Source organism: Chelatococcus reniformis (assembly GCF_014640075.1).
In the GTDB taxonomy this organism is placed as follows: Bacteria; Pseudomonadota; Alphaproteobacteria; order Rhizobiales; family Beijerinckiaceae; genus Camelimonas; species Camelimonas reniformis.
Window position 1 is genome coordinate 613,227 of the sequence record NZ_BMGG01000003.1, and the last position, 17,230, is coordinate 630,456.

Here is a 17,230-nt window from a genome sequence, read left to right on the forward strand (position 1 = left end):
TCAGGCAACCTCCGCATAGAGCGCCGCGCGGAAGGGCGTCTCGCCCAGCCGGCGCACAGCCTGCAGGAAGTTCTCACGCGGGCTTTCGCGCAGGCGCAGATAGGTGTCGACGATGGTTTCCACCGCATCCACCACCTCCGCCGACGAGAAGCCTTTGCCCACGATGTCGCCGATGGAGCAGTGCTCGTCGCCGGAGCCGCCGAGGGTGATCTGGTAGAACTCCTCGCCTTTGCGATCGACGCCGAGAATGCCGATGTGGCCGACGTGGTGATGCCCGCAAGCGTTGATGCAGCCCGAGATCTTGATCTTGAGGTCGCCGATCTCGCGCTGCCGGTCGAGGTCGCCGAAGCGCTGGGCGATACGCTGGGCGACGGGGATCGAACGTGCATTGGCCAGGGCGCAATAGTCGAGCCCCGGGCAGGCGATGATGTCGGTGATCAGCCCGGCATGGGGCGAAGCCAGGCCCGCCCGCTCGAGCGCCGCGTAGACCAGCGGCAGATCGTCGAGCTTGACGTGCGGCAACACCAGATTCTGCTCATGGCTGACTCGCACCTCGTCGCAGGCATAGCGCTCGGCGATGTCGGCCACCGCCTCCATCTGCGCCGCCGAAATGTCTCCGGGCACTTCGCCCACGCCCTTGAGCGTGATCGTGGCGATGCCGTAGCCGGACACCCGGTGGGGGGCGACGTTGCGCTCGGCCCAGGCTGCGAAGCGCGGATCGATCGCCTGAGCTTGTTCGTAGGCCTCGGACAGAGGCGGCATCGTCTCGTGGGCCGGGGGGGCGAAGTAGGCGGCGATGCGGTCGAGCTCGGCCCTCGGCAAGGTGAGCGCGTGGCCCTGGATAGCCGCGTACTCCTCCTCGATGCGCCGGCGGATCTCGTCGACCCCCGCTTCGTGTACCAGGATCTTGATACGCGCCTTGAACTTGTTGTCGCGGCGGCCGAACTGGTTGTAGACGCGGACGATCGCCTCGCAATAGCTCAGCAGCTCGCTCTCCGGCAGGAATTCACGAACCAGCTTGCCGATGAAGGGGGTGCGTCCCAGGCCGCCGCCGACGTAGACGGTGAAACCCAGCCGTCCCGCCCCGTCGCGCACGATCTGTAGGCCGATGTCGTGCACCTGGATGGCCGCCCGGTCGTGGGCCGCTCCGCTGACGGCAATCTTGAACTTGCGCGGCAGGTAGGTGAACTCCGGGTGCAGGGACGACCACTGCCGCAGGATCTCGGCGTAGGGCCGCGGATCGGTGATCTCGTCGACGGCGGCGCCGGAGAAATGGTCGGCGGAGACGTTGCGGATGCAGTTGCCCGACGTCTGGATCGCGTGCATCTCTACCTGGGCGAGCTCGCCTAGGATCTCGGGCACGTCCTTGAGCTCGATCCAGTGGAACTGGAGGTTCTGCCGGGTCGTGAAGTGGCCAAAGCCGCGGTCGTAACGCTTAGCAATGTGAGCCAGCTTGCGCAGCTTGGCGCCATCGAGCCCGCCGTAGGGAATGGCGATACGCAGCATGTAGGCGTGCAACTGCAGGTAGAGACCGTTCATAAGCCGGAGCGGTTTGAACTCGTCCTCGGTCAGCTCGCCCGACAGCCGCCGACCAACCTGATCGCGAAACTGCTCCACGCGTTGCGAGACGAAGCGGCGATCGAACTCATCGTAGCGATACATGGTCTTGTCCTGCGGGGCAGCATCCCCGCACCCTGCTCCGGGAGCGATTGTGTCGCGCGCCGGTGTGGTCGTCCTGATTACGTGCTGGCGTGCACCAACGTGCGGTTCTCGCGGATGGTGGGACCGCCCTGGGCCCGGATCCGCTCGCGCATGAGCACCGGCCGCACCGCAGCGCCCTCGCGCCGAACATCGATGAGATAGGGCTCGACCACCACGTCGCGCTCGACGTCGCGATTGGCGCACACCAGTGACGCCTCGGCGGTTGCTGCATCTTCAGCCACCTGCGCATGGGCAATGTCACGCGACCAGGTGCCGGAGGCGGTGAGGAACACGACCGATCCGGTGACGAGCGCATTGGCCGTAACAACCTGCAGCGAAAGCCCCTTGGCCGCCCGCTTCATGGCGATGAGTTCTCCTGTGCCGCACGCACGGTCTTCCCGCACGTGCTAACAGCCTCGATGTGTGGGACCGTTTAACATGACGCAAGAGCGAGAGAAAGAAATTCTCCGACAAAAAACGAAAATTTAACAATTTACCGCGCCTGAGATGTTAAATAGCTCAAGCTCTGTCCTCGAACAGGGTTCCGCGCACGATATGCACGGCAGCGCGGTCGCCGACGCTGAGCGCCTGCTGGGGTGGCACCTCGATCTCGACCCGGGTGCCGGTCGCGTCGAGCGTCAATTCGGCGCGGCGGCCGGCGACGGTCCGGCGGATGCCGGCGACCGTGCCCGCGAGGCCTCCCCCGCAATCGCCGGGGGTGAGCACCACGTCGGCCGGGCGCAGGTAGAGCTGCGCGGGACCGTCCTTGCTGGCGGCCACATCGACATCGAGAGACAGGCCGCCCAGACGCACGCGGCCGCCGTCGACGATCGCCGGCAGGCTCGTCGTGTCGCCGACGAACGACATGACGAAAGCCGACGCCGGCGCATCGTAGACCTGGTCGGGCGTGCCGATCTGCTCGAGGCGGCCATTATTGAGGATCGCCACGCGGTCCGCGAGTTCGAGCGCCTCGTCCTGGTCGTGGGTGACGAAGATCGTCGTATGCCCCGTGCGGCCGTGCAGCTCACGCAGCCACCGGCGCAAGTCTTTGCGGACCTTGGCGTCGAGCGCACCGAATGGCTCGTCGAGCAGGAGCACGCGCGGCTCGACGGCGAGCGCGCGCGCCAGAGCCACACGCTGGCGCTGACCTCCGGAGAGCTGCGCCGGATAGCGGCCGCCCAGGCCGCCGAGCTGCACCAGATCCAGGAGCTCGGCCACGCGCTGGCGGATGGCCGCCCGGCTCGGCCGGCGGTCACGTGGGCGCACGCGCAGGCCGTAGCCGACGTTCTCGGCCACCGTCATGTGCTTGAACAGGGCATAGTGCTGGAAGACGAAGCCGACCTGGCGCTCCTGCACGCTGAGCCGGGTAGCGTCCGTGGCGCCGAAATAGACGTGACCGCTGGCCGGCCGCTCGAGCCCGGCGATCACCCGCAGCAACGTCGTCTTGCCGGAGCCGGACGGGCCCAGCAGGGCCACCAGCTCGCCCGCCTTGATCTCGAGGCTCACATCCCTAAGCGCAGGCGAGGCACCGAAATCCTTGCTGATCCCGGCCACGCGAATGTCCAAGGAAGGGCTCCGCTCAGTGGGCTGTCCGTCCTGATATGGCGTCGCCGAAGCGCCATTCGAGAATAGACTTGCCCACGAGGGTAAGGAGGGCAAGGAGAGCGAGGAGCGAGGCGACGGCAAAGGCCGCGACGAAGTTGTACTCATTGTAGAGGATCTCGACGTGAAGGGGCATCGTGTTGGTGAGGCCGCGGATGTGGCCGGACACGACGGAAACGGCGCCGAACTCGCCCATGGCGCGGGCATTGCAGAGCAGCACGCCATAGAGCAACGCCCAGCGGACGTTGGGCAAGGTCACGGTCAGGAAAGCGCGCAGGCCGCCCGCGCCCAGGGTCATCGCCGCCTCCTCGTCGGAATTGCCCTGCTCCTGCATCAGCGGGATCAACTCGCGGGCGACGAACGGAAAGGTGACGAAGACGGTCGCCAGCACGATGCCCGGCACGGCGAAGACGATACGGATGTCGTGCTCCAGCAGCCATGGCCCGAGCAACCCCTGGGCGCCGAACAGCAGGACGTAGACGAGCCCCGACACCACCGGCGATACCGAAAACGGCAGGTCGATCAGCGTGATCAGGAAGCTCTTGCCGGCGAACTCGAACTTGGCGATGGCCCAGGATGCAGCCACGCCGAACACCAGATTGAGCGGCACGGCGATCGCGGCGACCAGCAGCGTGAGGCGGATGGCCGCCTGGGCGTCGGGCTCACCGAACGCCGCCAGGTAGACGTCAACGCCCTTGCGGAAGGCCTCCACGAAAACGACGGCCAGCGGCAACAGCAGAAAAAAGGCCAGGAACGCGACGGCCACGAGCGTCGCTGCGACACGCGTCGTCCGCCGCTCGGTGGTGGCGTCGGCCACCCCGGCGGCCGAGCCCGAGCGACGCTCAAAGGCGGCGTCAACCATGGCCGAACCTCCGCCGGCTCCAGGCCTGCAACAGGTTGATCGCGAACAGCATGACGAAGGCGAGCGCGAGCATGATCGTCGCGATGACAGTCGCGCCGGTGTAGTCGAACTCGGAGAGCTTGATGACGATCAGCAGCGGCGCGATCTCCGACACGAACGGCAGGTTGCCGGCGATGAAGATGACGGAGCCATACTCGCCGACGGCGCGGGCGAAGGCCAGCGCCAGCCCGGTCAGCACCGCCGGCGCGAGGGGCGGCAGCAACACCTGACGCAGGGCCTGTGCCCGGCTGGCGCCCAAGGTGGCGGCCGCCTCCTCCAACTCGCGGTCGAGATCGGCGATGAGCGGCTGCACCGTCCGCACGGTGAACGGGAGCCCGATGAACACCAGGGCGACGAAGATACCCAGCGGCGTATAGGCAACCTTGATGCCCAGCGCGGCGAGCGGTGCACCGACCCAGCCGTTCGGCGCGTAGAGTGCGGCGAGCGCGATGCCGGCGACGGCGGTCGGCAGCGCGAACGGGAGGTCCACCATGGCGTCGACGAACTTACGGCCGGGAAAGTCGTAGCGCGTCAGCACCCACGCCACCAGCAAGCCGAAGATCGAGGCGACCACGGCGGCAACGGCCGAAACGCCGAAACTGACGCGAAGGGCGGCGAAGACGCGCGGCTCGAACGCGACCGCGACCAAGCCGGACAAGCCGACCTCGGATGCCCTGAGCACGAGGGCGCCGAGCGGCAGCAGCACGACGAGGCTGAGATAGACGATGGTGTAACCGAAGGCGATCCCGAAGCCCGGGATCACGCTCGGCTGTTTCCATCGCCAGCCCTCGGCCGGCGTCGGGGCGATCGCAGTGTTGTTCATGGGGCGCTATCGGTCATTCATTTCGCGCTGCGCGCGACCGCATAGATCTGATCGAATACCCCGCCGGACTCGAAATATTCCTTCTGGATGACGTCCCAACTACCGAGCAGCTTCTCGACCTCGAACGTCTTGACGGAGGGAAACGCCAGATCGCCCTTGGCGGCTTCCGCAAGGACGGGACGGTAGCGATGCTTGGCGATGATGGCCTGCGCCTCGGGCTCGTAAAGGAACTTCAAATAGGCCTCGGCGATCTTGCGTGTCCCCTTCTTGTCGACGTTGCCGTCGACCAGAGCCACGGGCGGCTCCGCCTGGATCGACAGCGGCGGGACGATGATGTCGAACTTGTCGTTGCCAAACTCCTTGAGAATCAGATCCGCCTCGTTTTCCCAGGCAGGCAGCACGTCGCCGAGCTGGCGCTGCGCGAAGGTGATGGTCGAGCCACGCGCGCCCGTGTCAAGCACCGGGACGTTCTTGTAGAGCGCGGTGACGAATTCCTTGGCCTTGGCCGGGTCGTTGCCGAATTTGTCGAGCGCATAACCCCAGGCGCCAAGAAAGTTCCAGCGGGCGCCCGCAGAGGTCTTTGGATTTGGCGTGATCACCTGGACGCCCGGCTTGACCAGGTCGTTCCAATCCTTGATATCCTTTGGATTGCCCTTGCGCACCACGAACACCACGGTCGATGTGTACGGGAGACCGCGATTGGGCAGCTTCTCCCGCCAATTGGCTGGGATCTTCTTGGTGGCTTTCGTGATCGCGTCGATGTCGGAGGCGATGCCCAAGGTCACCACATCGGCATCGACGCCATCAATCACGGTGCGGGCCTGGGCGGCCGAGCCGCCATGCGAGGTCCGCACGGTGATCTCTTCGCCCGTCTGCTTCTTATAGCTTTCCGCGAACGCCTTGTTGATGTCGCGATAGAGTTCCCGCGTCGGATCGTAGGAGACGTTCAGAATGGCCGTCTGAGCGACCGCCGGCTCGCAGCCGGCGATCAGGACGGGCGCAGCGAGCATTCCGAGGACAAGGCCCGCGGCCGGCAAGCGGCCCAACAGCCGAGCTTGGATGCACGTCTTCATGATACGTCTCCGGCAACCGATTTCACACCCTTAGCAGCTTCAAAGCCGAAAGCAACGAAATTGGGAGTGAATTAATATAATATACTGCAAAATTATGTGTTTTGATCGATTCGTGCGGCCCTCATCGCTCTTGCCTTGCGGGACGTGACCGTCCACAGGAGGAATGGAGGTTTCGCCCGCCCGCGCCGGATGAGGCGCTCGACACAAGGCATCTGGAGCGTGCGTGCGAAAAGTGGAGTCCCGTCGCCGCCAGCCGTGGGGTGGGCCCCGAATTGATACAGGACGAGCCATGAACCGCTTCAGCAGCGTCGTCGATGCCATCGGCAACACCCCCCTGATCCGCCTCAGGCGCGCCTCCGAGCTCACCGGCTGCGAGATCTACGGCAAGGCCGAGTTCATGAACCCGGGCCAGTCGGTGAAGGATCGAGCGGCGCTGTACATCATCAACGACGCAGTCGCCCGTGGCGCGCTCCGGCCCGGCGGCATCGTGGTCGAGGGCACGGCGGGCAACACCGGCATCGGGCTCGCCGTCGTCGGCAACGCGCTCGGCTTCCGCAGCGTCATCGTTATCCCGGAGACGCAGGCCCAAGAGAAGAAGGATGCGCTGGTGCTGCTCGGTGCCGAACTGGTGCAGGTGCCCGCCGTCGCCTATGCAGATCCGAACAACTACGTGAAAGTCTCTGGCCGGCTCGCGGAGGAACTGGCCCGCACCGAAGCCGCCGGCGCCATCTGGGCCAACCAGTTCGACAACGTGGCCAACCGCAACGCCCACATCGAGACGACCGGCCCGGAGATCTGGGAACAGACCGGCGGCAAGGTCGACGGCTTCACCTGCGCGGTGGGCACCGGCGGTACGCTGGCCGGCATCGCCATCGCGCTGAAGGAGCGCAATCCGGCCGTGCGCATCGCGCTGAGCGATCCCCTGGGAGCTGCCCTCTACTCCTACTACACCGCCGGCGTCCTCAAGTCGCACGGCTCATCCATCACCGAGGGAATCGGCCAAGGGCGGATCACCGCCAACCTCGAAGAAGCGCCGATCGACGTTGCCTATGAGATATCGGACGAAGAGGCGCTGCCGATCATCTTCGATCTGCTCGAGCACGAGGGCCTGTGCCTGGGCGGATCCTCCGGCATCAACATCGCCGGCGCCATCCGGCTGGCGCGCGAGATGGGCCCCGGCCACACCATCGTGACCATCCTGGCCGACTACGGCACCCGCTACCAGTCCAAGCTCTTCAACCCGGCCTTCCTGCGGTCCAAGGACCTACCGGTGCCAGGCTGGCTCGAGCGCGGTCCGGCGGTCGAGGCACCGCTGGTGTAGCTGGAACGCTACGCTTCGCTCTGCACCAGCACGTTGTCGGCCGGCGCATCGAGCGTCCAGTGCACGCCCTCCGGGGCGTAGCGCAGTTCCACTTCGCCGGCGAGCGTGCGCGCCACCGTCCGCTCGATGACGACCTGGCCGAAGCCGCGCCGGCTGGGCGGCGCAACCGGCGGACCGCCCTCCTCCCGCCAGCTCATGCGGAAGCGGTCGCCTTCGGTCGCCGCCTCGACGGACCAGTCGATGTTGACGCGGCCGTCGGGTGTCGACAGCGAGCCGTATTTGGCCGCGTTCGTCGCCAATTCGTGCAGCGCCAGACCCAGGTGCTGGATGGCATCTCCGCCGAGCGTCACCGGGGGGCCATCGAGCCGGATCTGACCGCCGATCAGATCCGCGGCGTGGCCGAGCTGCGAGCGGATCAGCACGGCGAGCGGCACGCCAGCGCCGGTTTCCTGCACGAGCAGATCCTGCGATGCCGACAGCGACTGCAGCCGGTCGCCGAAGCGATGCAGGAATTCCGGTAGGGACCCCGAGCCCGCGGCAGTCTGACGCGCCATCGCCTGGATCACCGCGAGCATGTTCTTGGACCGGTGCGTCACCTCGCGCATGAGGAACCGCAGGCGCTGTTCGCCCTGCTTGAGCTCGGTGATGTCGACTGCGGCGCAATAGAGCCGTACGCCCTCGTCGCCGAACGTCGGCTCCACGTGGATGTCCCACCAGCGCACGCCCTCGGCGGTCTCGATCGAGATTTCGCCGGTCTGCGTGCCGCCGCTCTGCAGCGCGCTGCGCTTCAATGCCAGCATGCGGGTGCGCGAAGATTCGGGAATGACGTCCTCGTCGGTCTTGCCGACGATCTCGTCTTCGGCAAGCCCCAGCCCGAAGATCGGCCGGCTGACCCAGATGTAGGTCAGCGCCTCGTCCTGCATGAACAGCGTGACGCCGCTGCCGCGCAGCGCGAACGCGTAGCGGTAACGGGCCTCGTCGAGGTCGCGCGTGCGCTCGGCGACGCGCATCTCCAGCTCATCGCGCACCGTCTGCAGCTCCTTGAGGGTGCGAACGTGCGCCTCGGCCTCGGCGATGAGGCGCGCGTTGGCGCGCCGGATGTCGGCATGGGAGGGAATGGCCGCGATGACGTTCGGCATCCGCCAGATGGCGATCAGCACCCCAATGCCGGCAACGGCGACGGCGAACCGCGCCACGGTGAGCCACGCCTCGCCGAGGGCTGCGGCCTGCGCCATGCCGATCACGCTCGATGCACCGACGACAATGAGGAAGGCCGACACGCGCCAGGCGACGCGGCGGTAGGGCAGGACGAGATCCTGGCGGCGGCGCACGATCTGCACGATGGCCAGCACGATCACGAAACAAGCGAGCGCGATGAGACCGTTGGCGAGCCCATCCAGCACGCGCAGGCCCGATCCGGCAACCGCGGCTCCAGAACTCACGCGGCACCCGTATGCGCGGCGATCCCGCCGCCCGACCGAACGGCGGCGCTCAGGCTGGCGGGCCGGTGGGAACCTTGTTGTCCGGCCGGACGTTCGTCAGCCGGGACTTGATGCAAGGAGTTGAACATGGGCGCCTGGTTCGGCAGCAGCAGACGCGTCGACGTCATGGACGAGATCGACGCGATCCGGTCGGAGCTCGGCAGCATTACTAATCGCATTTCTCGGGTGGCGGGAACCGCCGGCGACAATTTGCGCAGCAATGTCGAGCAATTGCGCGGCAACATGCCATCCACTGGCGAGGCACAAGATCGTCTGAGCCGCGTAGCGCGGGACGCGCTCGGCCACAGCCGGGAATGGATCGGCTCGGCGGAAGACCATGTCAGCGACGGCTGGCAACAGGCGCGCGGCTCCGTTGAGCGCAACCCGGCGCTGGCGCTCGCCTTCGCCGCCGGCATCGGCTTCCTCATCGGGCTGACGGTTCGCCGCTGACGGGCAGGCGCCGCGGAGCTGACAACGGCCGGGCATTGTCCGGCCGTTGTCGTATCGGGAGGCGGGGCGAGCGCTCCGCGCCCGGCGTGCCTGCGCCCGGGCGGAGGTAAACCCGCCCGGGCGCAGGCTCTGACGCCGGCCGATGGCCGAGCGCCGTCTGCTAGGGCAGCCATCAGGCTGCCGGCCTGCGCTCCGCCCGGCGATCGAAGAACAGCGCCTGGCTGATCGCCGCCTTCACCGTATCGATCTGGAAGGGTTTGGTGATGAGGAAGGCGGGCTCCGGCCGTTCGCCGGTGAGCAGCCGCTCCGGATAGGCGGTGATGAAGATCACCGGCACCGAGAAGCTGCTGATCATCTCGTTGACCGCGTCGATGCCCGAGCTGCCGTCGGCAAGCTGGATATCCGCGAGCACGAGGCCGGGCCGGTGCTTTTGCGCCGCCAGCACCGCTTCGCTGTGCGTGCGCGCGGTGGCGGTGACCGTGTGGCCCATCTCCTCGACCAGCGATTCCAGGTCCATGGCGATGACCGGCTCATCCTCGATGATGAGCACGTCGGTCGCCACCTGCTCGGCGATCTCCCGACCGGCCTCATCGATCAGTTGGCGCGCCTCCTCCATCGGCACATCGAGGATGCTCGCCGCCTCTTCCAGCGAAAACCCCTCGACCGTGCGCAGCAGGAAAGCTTGCCGTGGACGTGGTGTGATCGCGTCCAGGTTGCGCTCGGCCGGGCTGGACGAGGCCCGCGTCAACTTGCCGTTTTCGCCGACGGCATTCCACAACGACAGGAACACGCGATACAATCCGAGCTTGGGGCGGACGTCGCCGGGGAAAATCGAGGCGTCGGTGACGATGGCCTCCAGCGTGGCCACCACGTAGGCATCCCCGCTCGCCTGGGAGCCGCTGAGGGCCCGGGCGAAGCGGCGAAGATAGGGAAGGTGGGGCGCAATCTCTTGCGATAGGGACATCTGCTGGACCTCTTGAAGTCTCACGCGTGCGACCGTTCTGAAACAGCGATATGGCAAAAATGTTCCGCTCACGCCGGAACAATCACGGAAAAGCGGCGTTGGCTGACATCGATCGCCCATGCCCCGCCCGGGGGATAGATCGTTTGCGCTTCGCGGAAGGAGGCGCAGGAGAGACAGAAATGAAAAACAGCTCCAACAACGGGGATGCTGCGGGATTGCCATCCGGCGGAGGCAGCGGATGGCACGATGAGGGCCAGCGCGCGGGTCGCTCGCCGCTCAACGAGACGCTCCAGCATGTGATCGGCTCGCAGCTCAAGGCCGCCTATGACGAAGTCGTCCGCCAGCCGGTCCCCGATCGCTTTCTGGAACTGCTCGCCAAACTCGACGGCAAGCAGACGCCGGATGCCGAGCCCGAAGAAGGGAGTCGCGCGTGACAGATCCACAACGCTTCAAGGACGGCTTGCTGGGCGAACTGCAAAGCCTGAGAGCGTTTGCGATCTCGATCGCAGGCAACGTGGAACGTGCCGACGATCTCGTCCAGGATACTTTGATGAAGGCGTGGAGCAACATGCACGCCTACACCGAGGGCACCAACCTCAGAGCTTGGCTGTTTACGATCCTGCGCAACACGTTCTACTCCGAGTACCGCAAGCGCTCCCGCGAGGTCGAGGACGACGGCACCTACTCTGAGCGCCTGGCCGTGCACGCCGAGCAGGACGGCCACATGGACTTCACCGATTTCAAAGCGGCGTTGGCGCAATTGCCGGCGGACCAGCGCGAAGCGCTGATTCTCGTCGGCGCCTCCGGCTTCTCGTACGAGGAGGCGGCGGAGATCTGTGGATGCGCGCTCGGCACGATCAAGAGCCGCATCAATCGCGCACGCTCTCGCCTCGTCGCCCTGCTCGCGGTCGATTCGGGCGATGAATTCGGACCGGATGCGCGCTCCCACGCCGTACTCAGTTCTGGACCGCTCTCGTCGCCCGTGGGGGAGTAGCCCCCGCGGCCATGGCCAGCTTCGCGACGTTCCGGTCTCGATTGATTTGCCTGTTCGCGCTTGCGACGTTTCCGGCAGTGGCACTGGCCCTGGCGCTATCGTGGCACGTGTACCGTACAGCGAACCGGACGAGCGACGAAGGCTACCGCCTGGCAGTGCTGAATGTCGCGGGCCAGGCCCGCAGCGTCATCAGCGGCACGCGGCGCGTCGTCAATACCCTATTGGCCGCCGCCGGCCCCGAGCTCGCCGGCGCCGAATGCGAGCATCGGCTGGCCCGGACGGCGGAGGTGAATGGCCAGTACAGTGCCATTGCCGTGGTGAGCGCGAACGGGATTCACTGCGGCACCGGCAAGTTGGCCGAGTTCGACCAGTTTGCGCGAGGATCGCTGCTCTCGCCGCTGGCGTCGTCGCCGCCCGCTAGCGGTGCCGCTGCGGCAACGCAGCGGGCCGACACGGTCCTGGTCGGCCGCGGGCCGCTGGGTCCGCGCGTGGCGGTGTCCGTGCAAGCGAGTGAGACCACCGTACTCGCCGTCGTCATCGACCCGGCCTGGTGGAGCAAATCGATCACCGACGTCTCCCCCGCCGCCGGGGGCACGGTGGCGATCGTCGACAACGGCGGTCAGATCGTGGGGGCGGCCGGCGACGAGAGCCCCTCGCCCGCATGGCTTCCGCCCGCACCGGAGGCGCTCGCCAGGCCCGATAGCCTCGGGCTCACCGAGGCCGACAGCCAGGACGGTCGCGCCTTCGTCTATTCGTCGGAGCCCGTGGATGCGGCTCTGACCGCGATCGCCGGCTTCCCGCGCATCTCGTTCGGCCCGGCGGAACGGCAACTTGCCATCGGCCTCGTGTTCCCATTCCTGCTCTTTGTGATCGTACTGGCGGTCGCCTGGGTCGCCATCGATCGGCTCTTCCTGCACTGGATCCGACGGCTCGACGCAACCGCGCGACGGCTTGCCTTCGGCGACTTCAACGTCAGAGCGGAGCTGCCGGAGGACGCACCACTGGAGCTACGGCAATACGCCAACGCCTTCGACCAGATGACCCAGGTGCTCGGCACCCGCACGCGCGAGCTGGCGACGGTGGCGCAGCAACGCAGCGCGCTGCTGCGCGAACTGCATCACCGCGTGAAGAACAACTTCCAGGTGATCGCGAGCTTTCTCAACCTGATGAAGCGTGAGCGCTCCGGTGAGGCACGCCAGGCGCTCGCCTTTGCCGAAAGCCGCGTGCACGCCATGGCCGCCGCCTACAAGCTCGCGTTGGCGCAGGGCGACATCCGCCTCGTGTCCGTTCCCGATGTCATCGAGGATGTCGTGGCCTACGTCCAGCACGCAGCCGGCCTGCCGGGGAACACCATCACGCTGCGCCAGCACGACAACGGGGCCTTCCTCGATCTCGATCACGCCATCCCTCTGGCGCTGCTGCTGGTCGAAACCCTGTGGCCGTTGCTGATGGCCCCGCTGGCCAGCCGCGTCGGCCTGACGGTGGAAGTCAAGGAGCTCGCTGGGGCGATGTCGCTCGTGATCACCGCCCCGGCGCACACAGAGGAGATCAGGACCGGACGGTTCCAGAAGGCCTTCCTGGACCAGATCGGCGCCGCCCCGCTCCTCGGCGTCGCCGCGGTCCTGGCCGTCACCATGCCGACGCAGGAGGCGGCGGCTTGAAGGCGCCGGCGATCCGCGCCGCATCTGCTCAGTCCTCGACGAAAGCCCGCCGAAGGGTTATCCGGCGGGCTTTCGTCATGGTCGGGGGTCTATCGCTAGAACGGGATGATTTCATCCCGTTCTTAGTTTTTGTTAGAGCACGATCTGTCCAAAGATCGGTATCCACTTCAGGAGATCATGCTCTAAACGGGGTTACGCCCGCGTATGACACCGGCCACCGCCGAAATGGCGAAGAGCACCAATGCGACAACAAAAATGATCTTGGCAATGCCGACTGCCGTGCCGGCGATACCGCCGAAGCCAAGAGCAGCCGCGATCAAAGCAACGATCAGGAAGGTCAAAGCCCAACTGAACATGGAATTCTCCTAACCTAGTGCATCCTGCTCTGCAAGAAGCGGGGTTGCATGTTCTATGGAGATTGAACGCCGACACGGAAGATGTGTTCCAGCGAGGCATAACCCGAGCGCTTCGCGCTTGGTCCACCCACCCAAGCGCGAAGAGGCGCTCTAGATTCAAAGGATGATGAGCATTTCTCCGCAAGTGGATGATCGCATCCAATGGTGAAATGCCTGCCGAAGGCTGGTCGCTGAGCCCGCGGCAGGCGGGACGCCGGCCATTGATCGACCGCCTCATCCGATCAGGTCGACAGCGCTAACCTCTCAAATCGAAAGCGCTTCCCTTGCGCCGGGGCACGTGCGGCCGGCCACCGGTATGCATACGTATTTCGGCCGTAGGCAAATGCCGCCCGTCTGGCAGAGCCCACGGCGGACACCTATTGATGCATCGCTCGTGTTTGGCGACACGCCGCGATCGCGTCTTGCCGCACGCATCTTTTTCGCAGGTATCCAGGATGCAATCGCCTGGGGCAGGCGCGCTGGCTGAAGGACATGATTATGGCACGAGCCTCTCGCACTCTGGCTCAGCGCGCAAACGCCCCGACGTTGCTTTCCGGCATCACGGTAATAGTTTCGGGCGCTCTGCTCCTCGCCGGCTCAGGCGCGGGCGCTCGGGCGCAGGGAGAGACCGGCCCGGCGCCTGCTCCACCCGGCGCCATAGCGCTCGACGTCATCGAGGTCACTGCCCGGCGGAGCGAGGAGCCGCTAACCAATGTGCCGGTGAGCGTCGGTCTGGTCCTGCCGCGCGAGATCGCGATGGAAGCGCCGACCAACGCCGCAGTGGACATCTCGCGCAATGTCCCGAACTATAGCGTGACCGATGTGGGCAATCCGTTGTTCGCCTTCGGCGCGATCCGCGGCATCGGCACGCTGAGCTTCCCGCAAAACCCATTCGACTCGACCATCGGTTATGCACTCGGCGGCTCGCCGATCTCCATGTACGCGGGCTCGCAGCAACTGCTCGATGTGGCCCGCGTGGAGGTGCTGCGCGGACCCCAGAACGTGCTGTTTGGCCGCTCGAGCGAGGGCGGCACGGTCAACATCGTCCCCGCCGAGGCGGACGGGGTTCGCGACATCCGGGTGCGCGGCGAGGTCGGCAGCAACGGCAACTACCTGACGGACCTGATCGTCGGCGGGACCATCGTGCCCGGCGTCGTGAACGGCCGGGCGGCGGTCCGGTTCGTCGGCAACCACGGCGACGTCACAAATCTGATCGGCGGCCAGGCGTTGCCGAGCAACGAGATCGGCGCGGCGCGCGGCGCCCTCCGCTTTTTCCTGGGCGAGCGCACGACCGTCACCGTCTCGGGCTTCTACGAGAGAAACCGCAGCGACACCTTCAACTACATCCTGCGCGACGGCCCCGGCTATCCGGCCACGGCGCTCGATGCCCCCCTGGGCTTCAAGCGGAACCTTGCGCTGGGCAACATCGAGGTCAAGCACGAGTTCGACAGCTTCGACCTCACGGGCACGTTCGGCGTCCAGAACATCCAGGCGAAGATGCGGTCCGACAACACCGATGGCCTCATCTACAGCCAGTTGATCGGTCTTCCGTTCGGGGCCTTCTCCAGCCCCACCTGCTCTGATTGCACACGCTACAGTTTCGACGAACGCGTCTACTCGGGCGAGATCCGGGCGAGCTCGAAGCCGAACGCTCCGCTGCGCTGGATTGCCGGCCTCAGCATGTACAGCTCCCGCTTCGATCAAGGCGGGGTCAACAGAAGTTCTTTCGGCCCCACGCAGAATGGTCTCTACGACGCCAAGCTCAAACTCGACAGCTATTCGGCCTTCGCCGAGGCCGGCATTCCGCTCGACGAGCGCTGGACGCTGACGCCGGGCGTGCGCCTGGGTTACGATACCATCTCGCGCGCCGGCTCCTATTTGTCCAACGGCGCCGCCGGCACCGTTCCCAGCTTCAATGAGTTCGGCAAGGTGAGCGACCCGTTCGTCGCCGGCGGGGCGACGCTGAGCTACAAGCCGAATGAGGGCTCGTTGCTCTACGGGTCGGTGAAGCGGGGCTACTCGAGCGCCGGCTTCCCCTACTTCAACATCTATTCGGTCTTCGGCCAGCCGGCGCCCTCCTACCCGGCCTCCTACGCCTGGACCTACGAACTGGGCGGCCGCACCACCGTGCTGGACGACCGGGTGTCGCTCGACGGGGCGGTCTTCTACAACGACGTCTCCGATGGTCACGTGAATTCGTTCGACTTGCTCGCCAATACCTTCGTTATCGCCGCGCTCGACTATCGCACCTACGGTTTCGAGCTGTCGACGCGGGCGAAGATCGCCGACGGCTGGAGCGCCTACGGCAAGCTCGGCTACGTCCACGCCACATTCGCCAACGTGCCGGTCGCGGACACGACCGGCGCCCGCAACGGCGCCCGGCTGCCGGGCGTCCCCACGTGGTCGGGCGTCGTCGGGCTGGAGAACCGGCTTGCACTGGAGCCGTACGGGCTGAAAGGCAACCTGGTCTCCAGCGCCGAGCTGCAGTTCGTCGGGGGGCCCCGGACCGCCGACATCGCCAACACCTTCGATCTTCGTCCCTACCGGATCGTCAATGCGCGCTTCGGCTGGGAAGGCGAGAGCTTCAAGGTCTACGGATTCGCGCGCAATCTGTTCGACGCGTCCATCGAACTCGCCGGCACGGCCTTCTCGCCCCAGGTCCTGGCGGTCACGCCGGGGCTCGGCCGGGTCATCGGCATCGGGGCGGAGATGTCCTTCTGAACCCCGATACCTCAGTTTAGAACAAGACTAACCTATTGTATTTGCAATAGAATTTTTCCGCCGCTAGACTTCCCTCGGGGGTTGCTGAGCGGCGGTCGACGAACCGCCCCCGGAAGGCGGTGAAACAGTGGTACATGCCGATATCGATCAGCGGTGGCGCGGCGGCGGCACGCACTCCTCGTCGATCCTCGGCGACATTGCCAGCGCCTGGGGGTACGGCTGCGAGATGTCGCGTTCCGGCTGCGCCTTGGCGGAAGGCGCCATCGCGACCCATCAACTGCCCTGTGGGGTCAATGTCTGCGCCAGCGAGTTGCTCACGCTGCAAGACAACGTGAGAGCGGGCTTCGTCAGCCGATCCCTGCTGATCTCCGTCAATCTCGACGGGTCGGCGATCAACTACGCGCTCAACGACGGCGCACCGACGCCCCTGGCGCCCGGCAACGCAGCAGTTGTGGCGACGCGCGACGAAGCACGCCTGACGTCCAGCTACAGGATCGGTGACGCCTCGCGCCTGATCGTCGTGCAAGCGTGCGTCGACCACCTGCACGACACGGACTTGGCCGAGCACCTCGATCAGCGATTGCGGTCGCCGCGCCTCGCCCCCCTCGCCCTGGATGGCCGCACGAGGGCGCTCTTGCAGGGCCTGTTCTCGCCCACCCTCGGCGGCTTGGTGGGCCGGCTGCGTGCCGAAAGCTGCGCTCTCGCGCTGGTCGCCGCGGCGCTCGAGACGGAGCGCAGCCCTGACGAAGCGGTGGCCCCCGTGGTCCGCCCGCGCGACCGCGCGAGGATCATGCAGATCCGCGATCAGCTGTTGGCCAATCTCGATACGGACCATCGGCTGTGCGACCTGGCGCGGGAGGCGGGCATGAGTGCCAGCACATTCAAGCTCAAGTTCGCGGCCGTCGTTGGCCAGCCTGTCTTCCAGTTCCTTCGCGAACAGCGGCTCGACCGCGCGCGGGAGGGGCTGCGCTGTGACGGCTGGACGGTCTCGCAGGCCGCCTACTACGTCGGCTACCGGCATCCAACGAACTTCGCGACCGCCTTCCGACGGCGCTTCGGCGTGTCGCCCAAGGAAGCCCACCGGCACTGACCGGTCTGCCCGCATAGGTCTTTCGGCCGGTCCCAAACGACACCGGGGTCGCG

16 protein-coding genes are annotated in these 17,230 nt (G+C 66.3%); 7 read left to right on the plus strand and 9 right to left on the minus strand.

Going from position 1 to position 17,230, the window contains the following annotated elements:
* The 6 genes from IEW34_RS10910 to IEW34_RS10935 form a co-directional block, all read right to left on the minus strand.
* Entirely contained in the window at nucleotides 1-1,662 is a 1,662-nt protein-coding gene (locus tag IEW34_RS10910) for a nitrite/sulfite reductase (RefSeq protein ID WP_188609180.1), read from the minus strand.
* A gap of 77 nt (nucleotides 1,663-1,739) precedes the next feature.
* The gene (locus IEW34_RS10915; protein ID WP_188609181.1) at nucleotides 1,740-2,063 is read right to left on the minus strand and encodes a DUF2849 domain-containing protein; all 324 of its coding nucleotides are present in this window, start codon (nucleotides 2,061-2,063) and stop codon (nucleotides 1,740-1,742) included.
* A gap of 157 nt (nucleotides 2,064-2,220) precedes the next feature.
* Nucleotides 2,221-3,267: a sulfate/molybdate ABC transporter ATP-binding protein gene (locus tag IEW34_RS10920; protein ID WP_188609182.1), complete on the minus strand. Its 1,047-nt coding sequence runs from the start codon at nucleotides 3,265-3,267 to the stop codon at nucleotides 2,221-2,223.
* Nucleotides 3,268-3,280: 13 nt separating this feature from the next.
* Entirely contained in the window at nucleotides 3,281-4,165 is an 885-nt protein-coding gene (gene cysW, locus IEW34_RS10925; RefSeq protein WP_188609183.1) for a sulfate ABC transporter permease subunit CysW, read from the minus strand.
* Nucleotides 4,158-5,027 (minus strand): sulfate ABC transporter permease subunit CysT, encoded by an 870-nt coding sequence (gene cysT / locus IEW34_RS10930; RefSeq protein WP_188609184.1) that lies wholly within the window; start codon nucleotides 5,025-5,027, stop codon nucleotides 4,158-4,160. Before cysT ends, cysW begins: the two co-directional genes overlap by 8 nt.
* A gap of 17 nt (nucleotides 5,028-5,044) precedes the next feature.
* The gene (locus IEW34_RS10935; RefSeq protein ID WP_373288240.1) at nucleotides 5,045-6,100 is read right to left on the minus strand and encodes a sulfate ABC transporter substrate-binding protein; all 1,056 of its coding nucleotides are present in this window, start codon (nucleotides 6,098-6,100) and stop codon (nucleotides 5,045-5,047) included.
* A gap of 289 nt (nucleotides 6,101-6,389) precedes the next feature.
* Between IEW34_RS10935 and IEW34_RS10940 the strand changes: the two genes are divergently transcribed.
* The gene (locus IEW34_RS10940; protein ID WP_188609185.1) at nucleotides 6,390-7,421 is read left to right on the plus strand and encodes a cysteine synthase A; all 1,032 of its coding nucleotides are present in this window, start codon (nucleotides 6,390-6,392) and stop codon (nucleotides 7,419-7,421) included.
* Between the two features lie 8 nt (nucleotides 7,422-7,429).
* On the opposite strand, the gene IEW34_RS10945 is transcribed toward IEW34_RS10940, so the two are convergent.
* Nucleotides 7,430-8,863 (minus strand): sensor histidine kinase, encoded by a 1,434-nt coding sequence (locus tag IEW34_RS10945; protein WP_188609186.1) that lies wholly within the window; start codon nucleotides 8,861-8,863, stop codon nucleotides 7,430-7,432.
* A 126-nt stretch (nucleotides 8,864-8,989) separates the two neighbouring features.
* On the opposite strand from IEW34_RS10945, the gene IEW34_RS10950 reads away from it, so the two are divergent.
* Nucleotides 8,990-9,352 carry an ElaB/YgaM/YqjD family protein gene (locus IEW34_RS10950; protein WP_188609187.1) on the plus strand — a complete coding sequence of 121 codons (363 nt, stop codon included), beginning with the start codon at nucleotides 8,990-8,992 and terminating at the stop codon, nucleotides 9,350-9,352.
* A 172-nt stretch (nucleotides 9,353-9,524) separates the two neighbouring features.
* On the opposite strand, the gene IEW34_RS10955 is transcribed toward IEW34_RS10950, so the two are convergent.
* Entirely contained in the window at nucleotides 9,525-10,316 is a 792-nt protein-coding gene (locus IEW34_RS10955) for a response regulator (protein WP_188609188.1), read from the minus strand.
* A 179-nt stretch (nucleotides 10,317-10,495) separates the two neighbouring features.
* On the opposite strand from IEW34_RS10955, the gene IEW34_RS10960 reads away from it, so the two are divergent.
* From IEW34_RS10960 to IEW34_RS10970, 3 genes are all read left to right on the plus strand, one after another.
* A complete protein-coding gene (locus IEW34_RS10960; protein ID WP_188609189.1) occupies nucleotides 10,496-10,750 on the plus strand; it encodes a NepR family anti-sigma factor in 255 nt (84 codons plus the stop codon).
* A complete protein-coding gene (locus IEW34_RS10965; protein ID WP_188609190.1) occupies nucleotides 10,747-11,310 on the plus strand; it encodes a sigma-70 family RNA polymerase sigma factor in 564 nt (187 codons plus the stop codon). The genes IEW34_RS10960 and IEW34_RS10965 overlap by 4 nt, the downstream gene beginning before the upstream one ends.
* Before the next feature lie 107 nt (nucleotides 11,311-11,417).
* Nucleotides 11,418-12,971, plus strand: coding sequence for a sensor histidine kinase (locus IEW34_RS10970; RefSeq protein ID WP_194446516.1), 1,554 nt, complete (start codon nucleotides 11,418-11,420; stop codon nucleotides 12,969-12,971).
* 182 nt (nucleotides 12,972-13,153) lie between these two features.
* On the opposite strand, the gene IEW34_RS10975 is transcribed toward IEW34_RS10970, so the two are convergent.
* Complete coding sequence (locus IEW34_RS10975) at nucleotides 13,154-13,327, minus strand: DUF1328 domain-containing protein (RefSeq protein ID WP_188609192.1); 174 nt, start codon at nucleotides 13,325-13,327, stop codon at nucleotides 13,154-13,156.
* Between the two features lie 537 nt (nucleotides 13,328-13,864).
* Here IEW34_RS10975 and IEW34_RS10980 point away from each other — a divergent pair.
* Both IEW34_RS10980 and IEW34_RS10985 read left to right on the plus strand, forming a co-directional pair.
* The gene (locus tag IEW34_RS10980) at nucleotides 13,865-16,087 is read left to right on the plus strand and encodes a TonB-dependent receptor (protein ID WP_188609193.1); all 2,223 of its coding nucleotides are present in this window, start codon (nucleotides 13,865-13,867) and stop codon (nucleotides 16,085-16,087) included.
* A gap of 127 nt (nucleotides 16,088-16,214) precedes the next feature.
* Nucleotides 16,215-17,177 carry a helix-turn-helix transcriptional regulator gene (locus IEW34_RS10985; protein ID WP_188609194.1) on the plus strand — a complete coding sequence of 321 codons (963 nt, stop codon included), beginning with the start codon at nucleotides 16,215-16,217 and terminating at the stop codon, nucleotides 17,175-17,177.
* Nucleotides 17,178-17,230 lie beyond the last annotated feature (53 nt).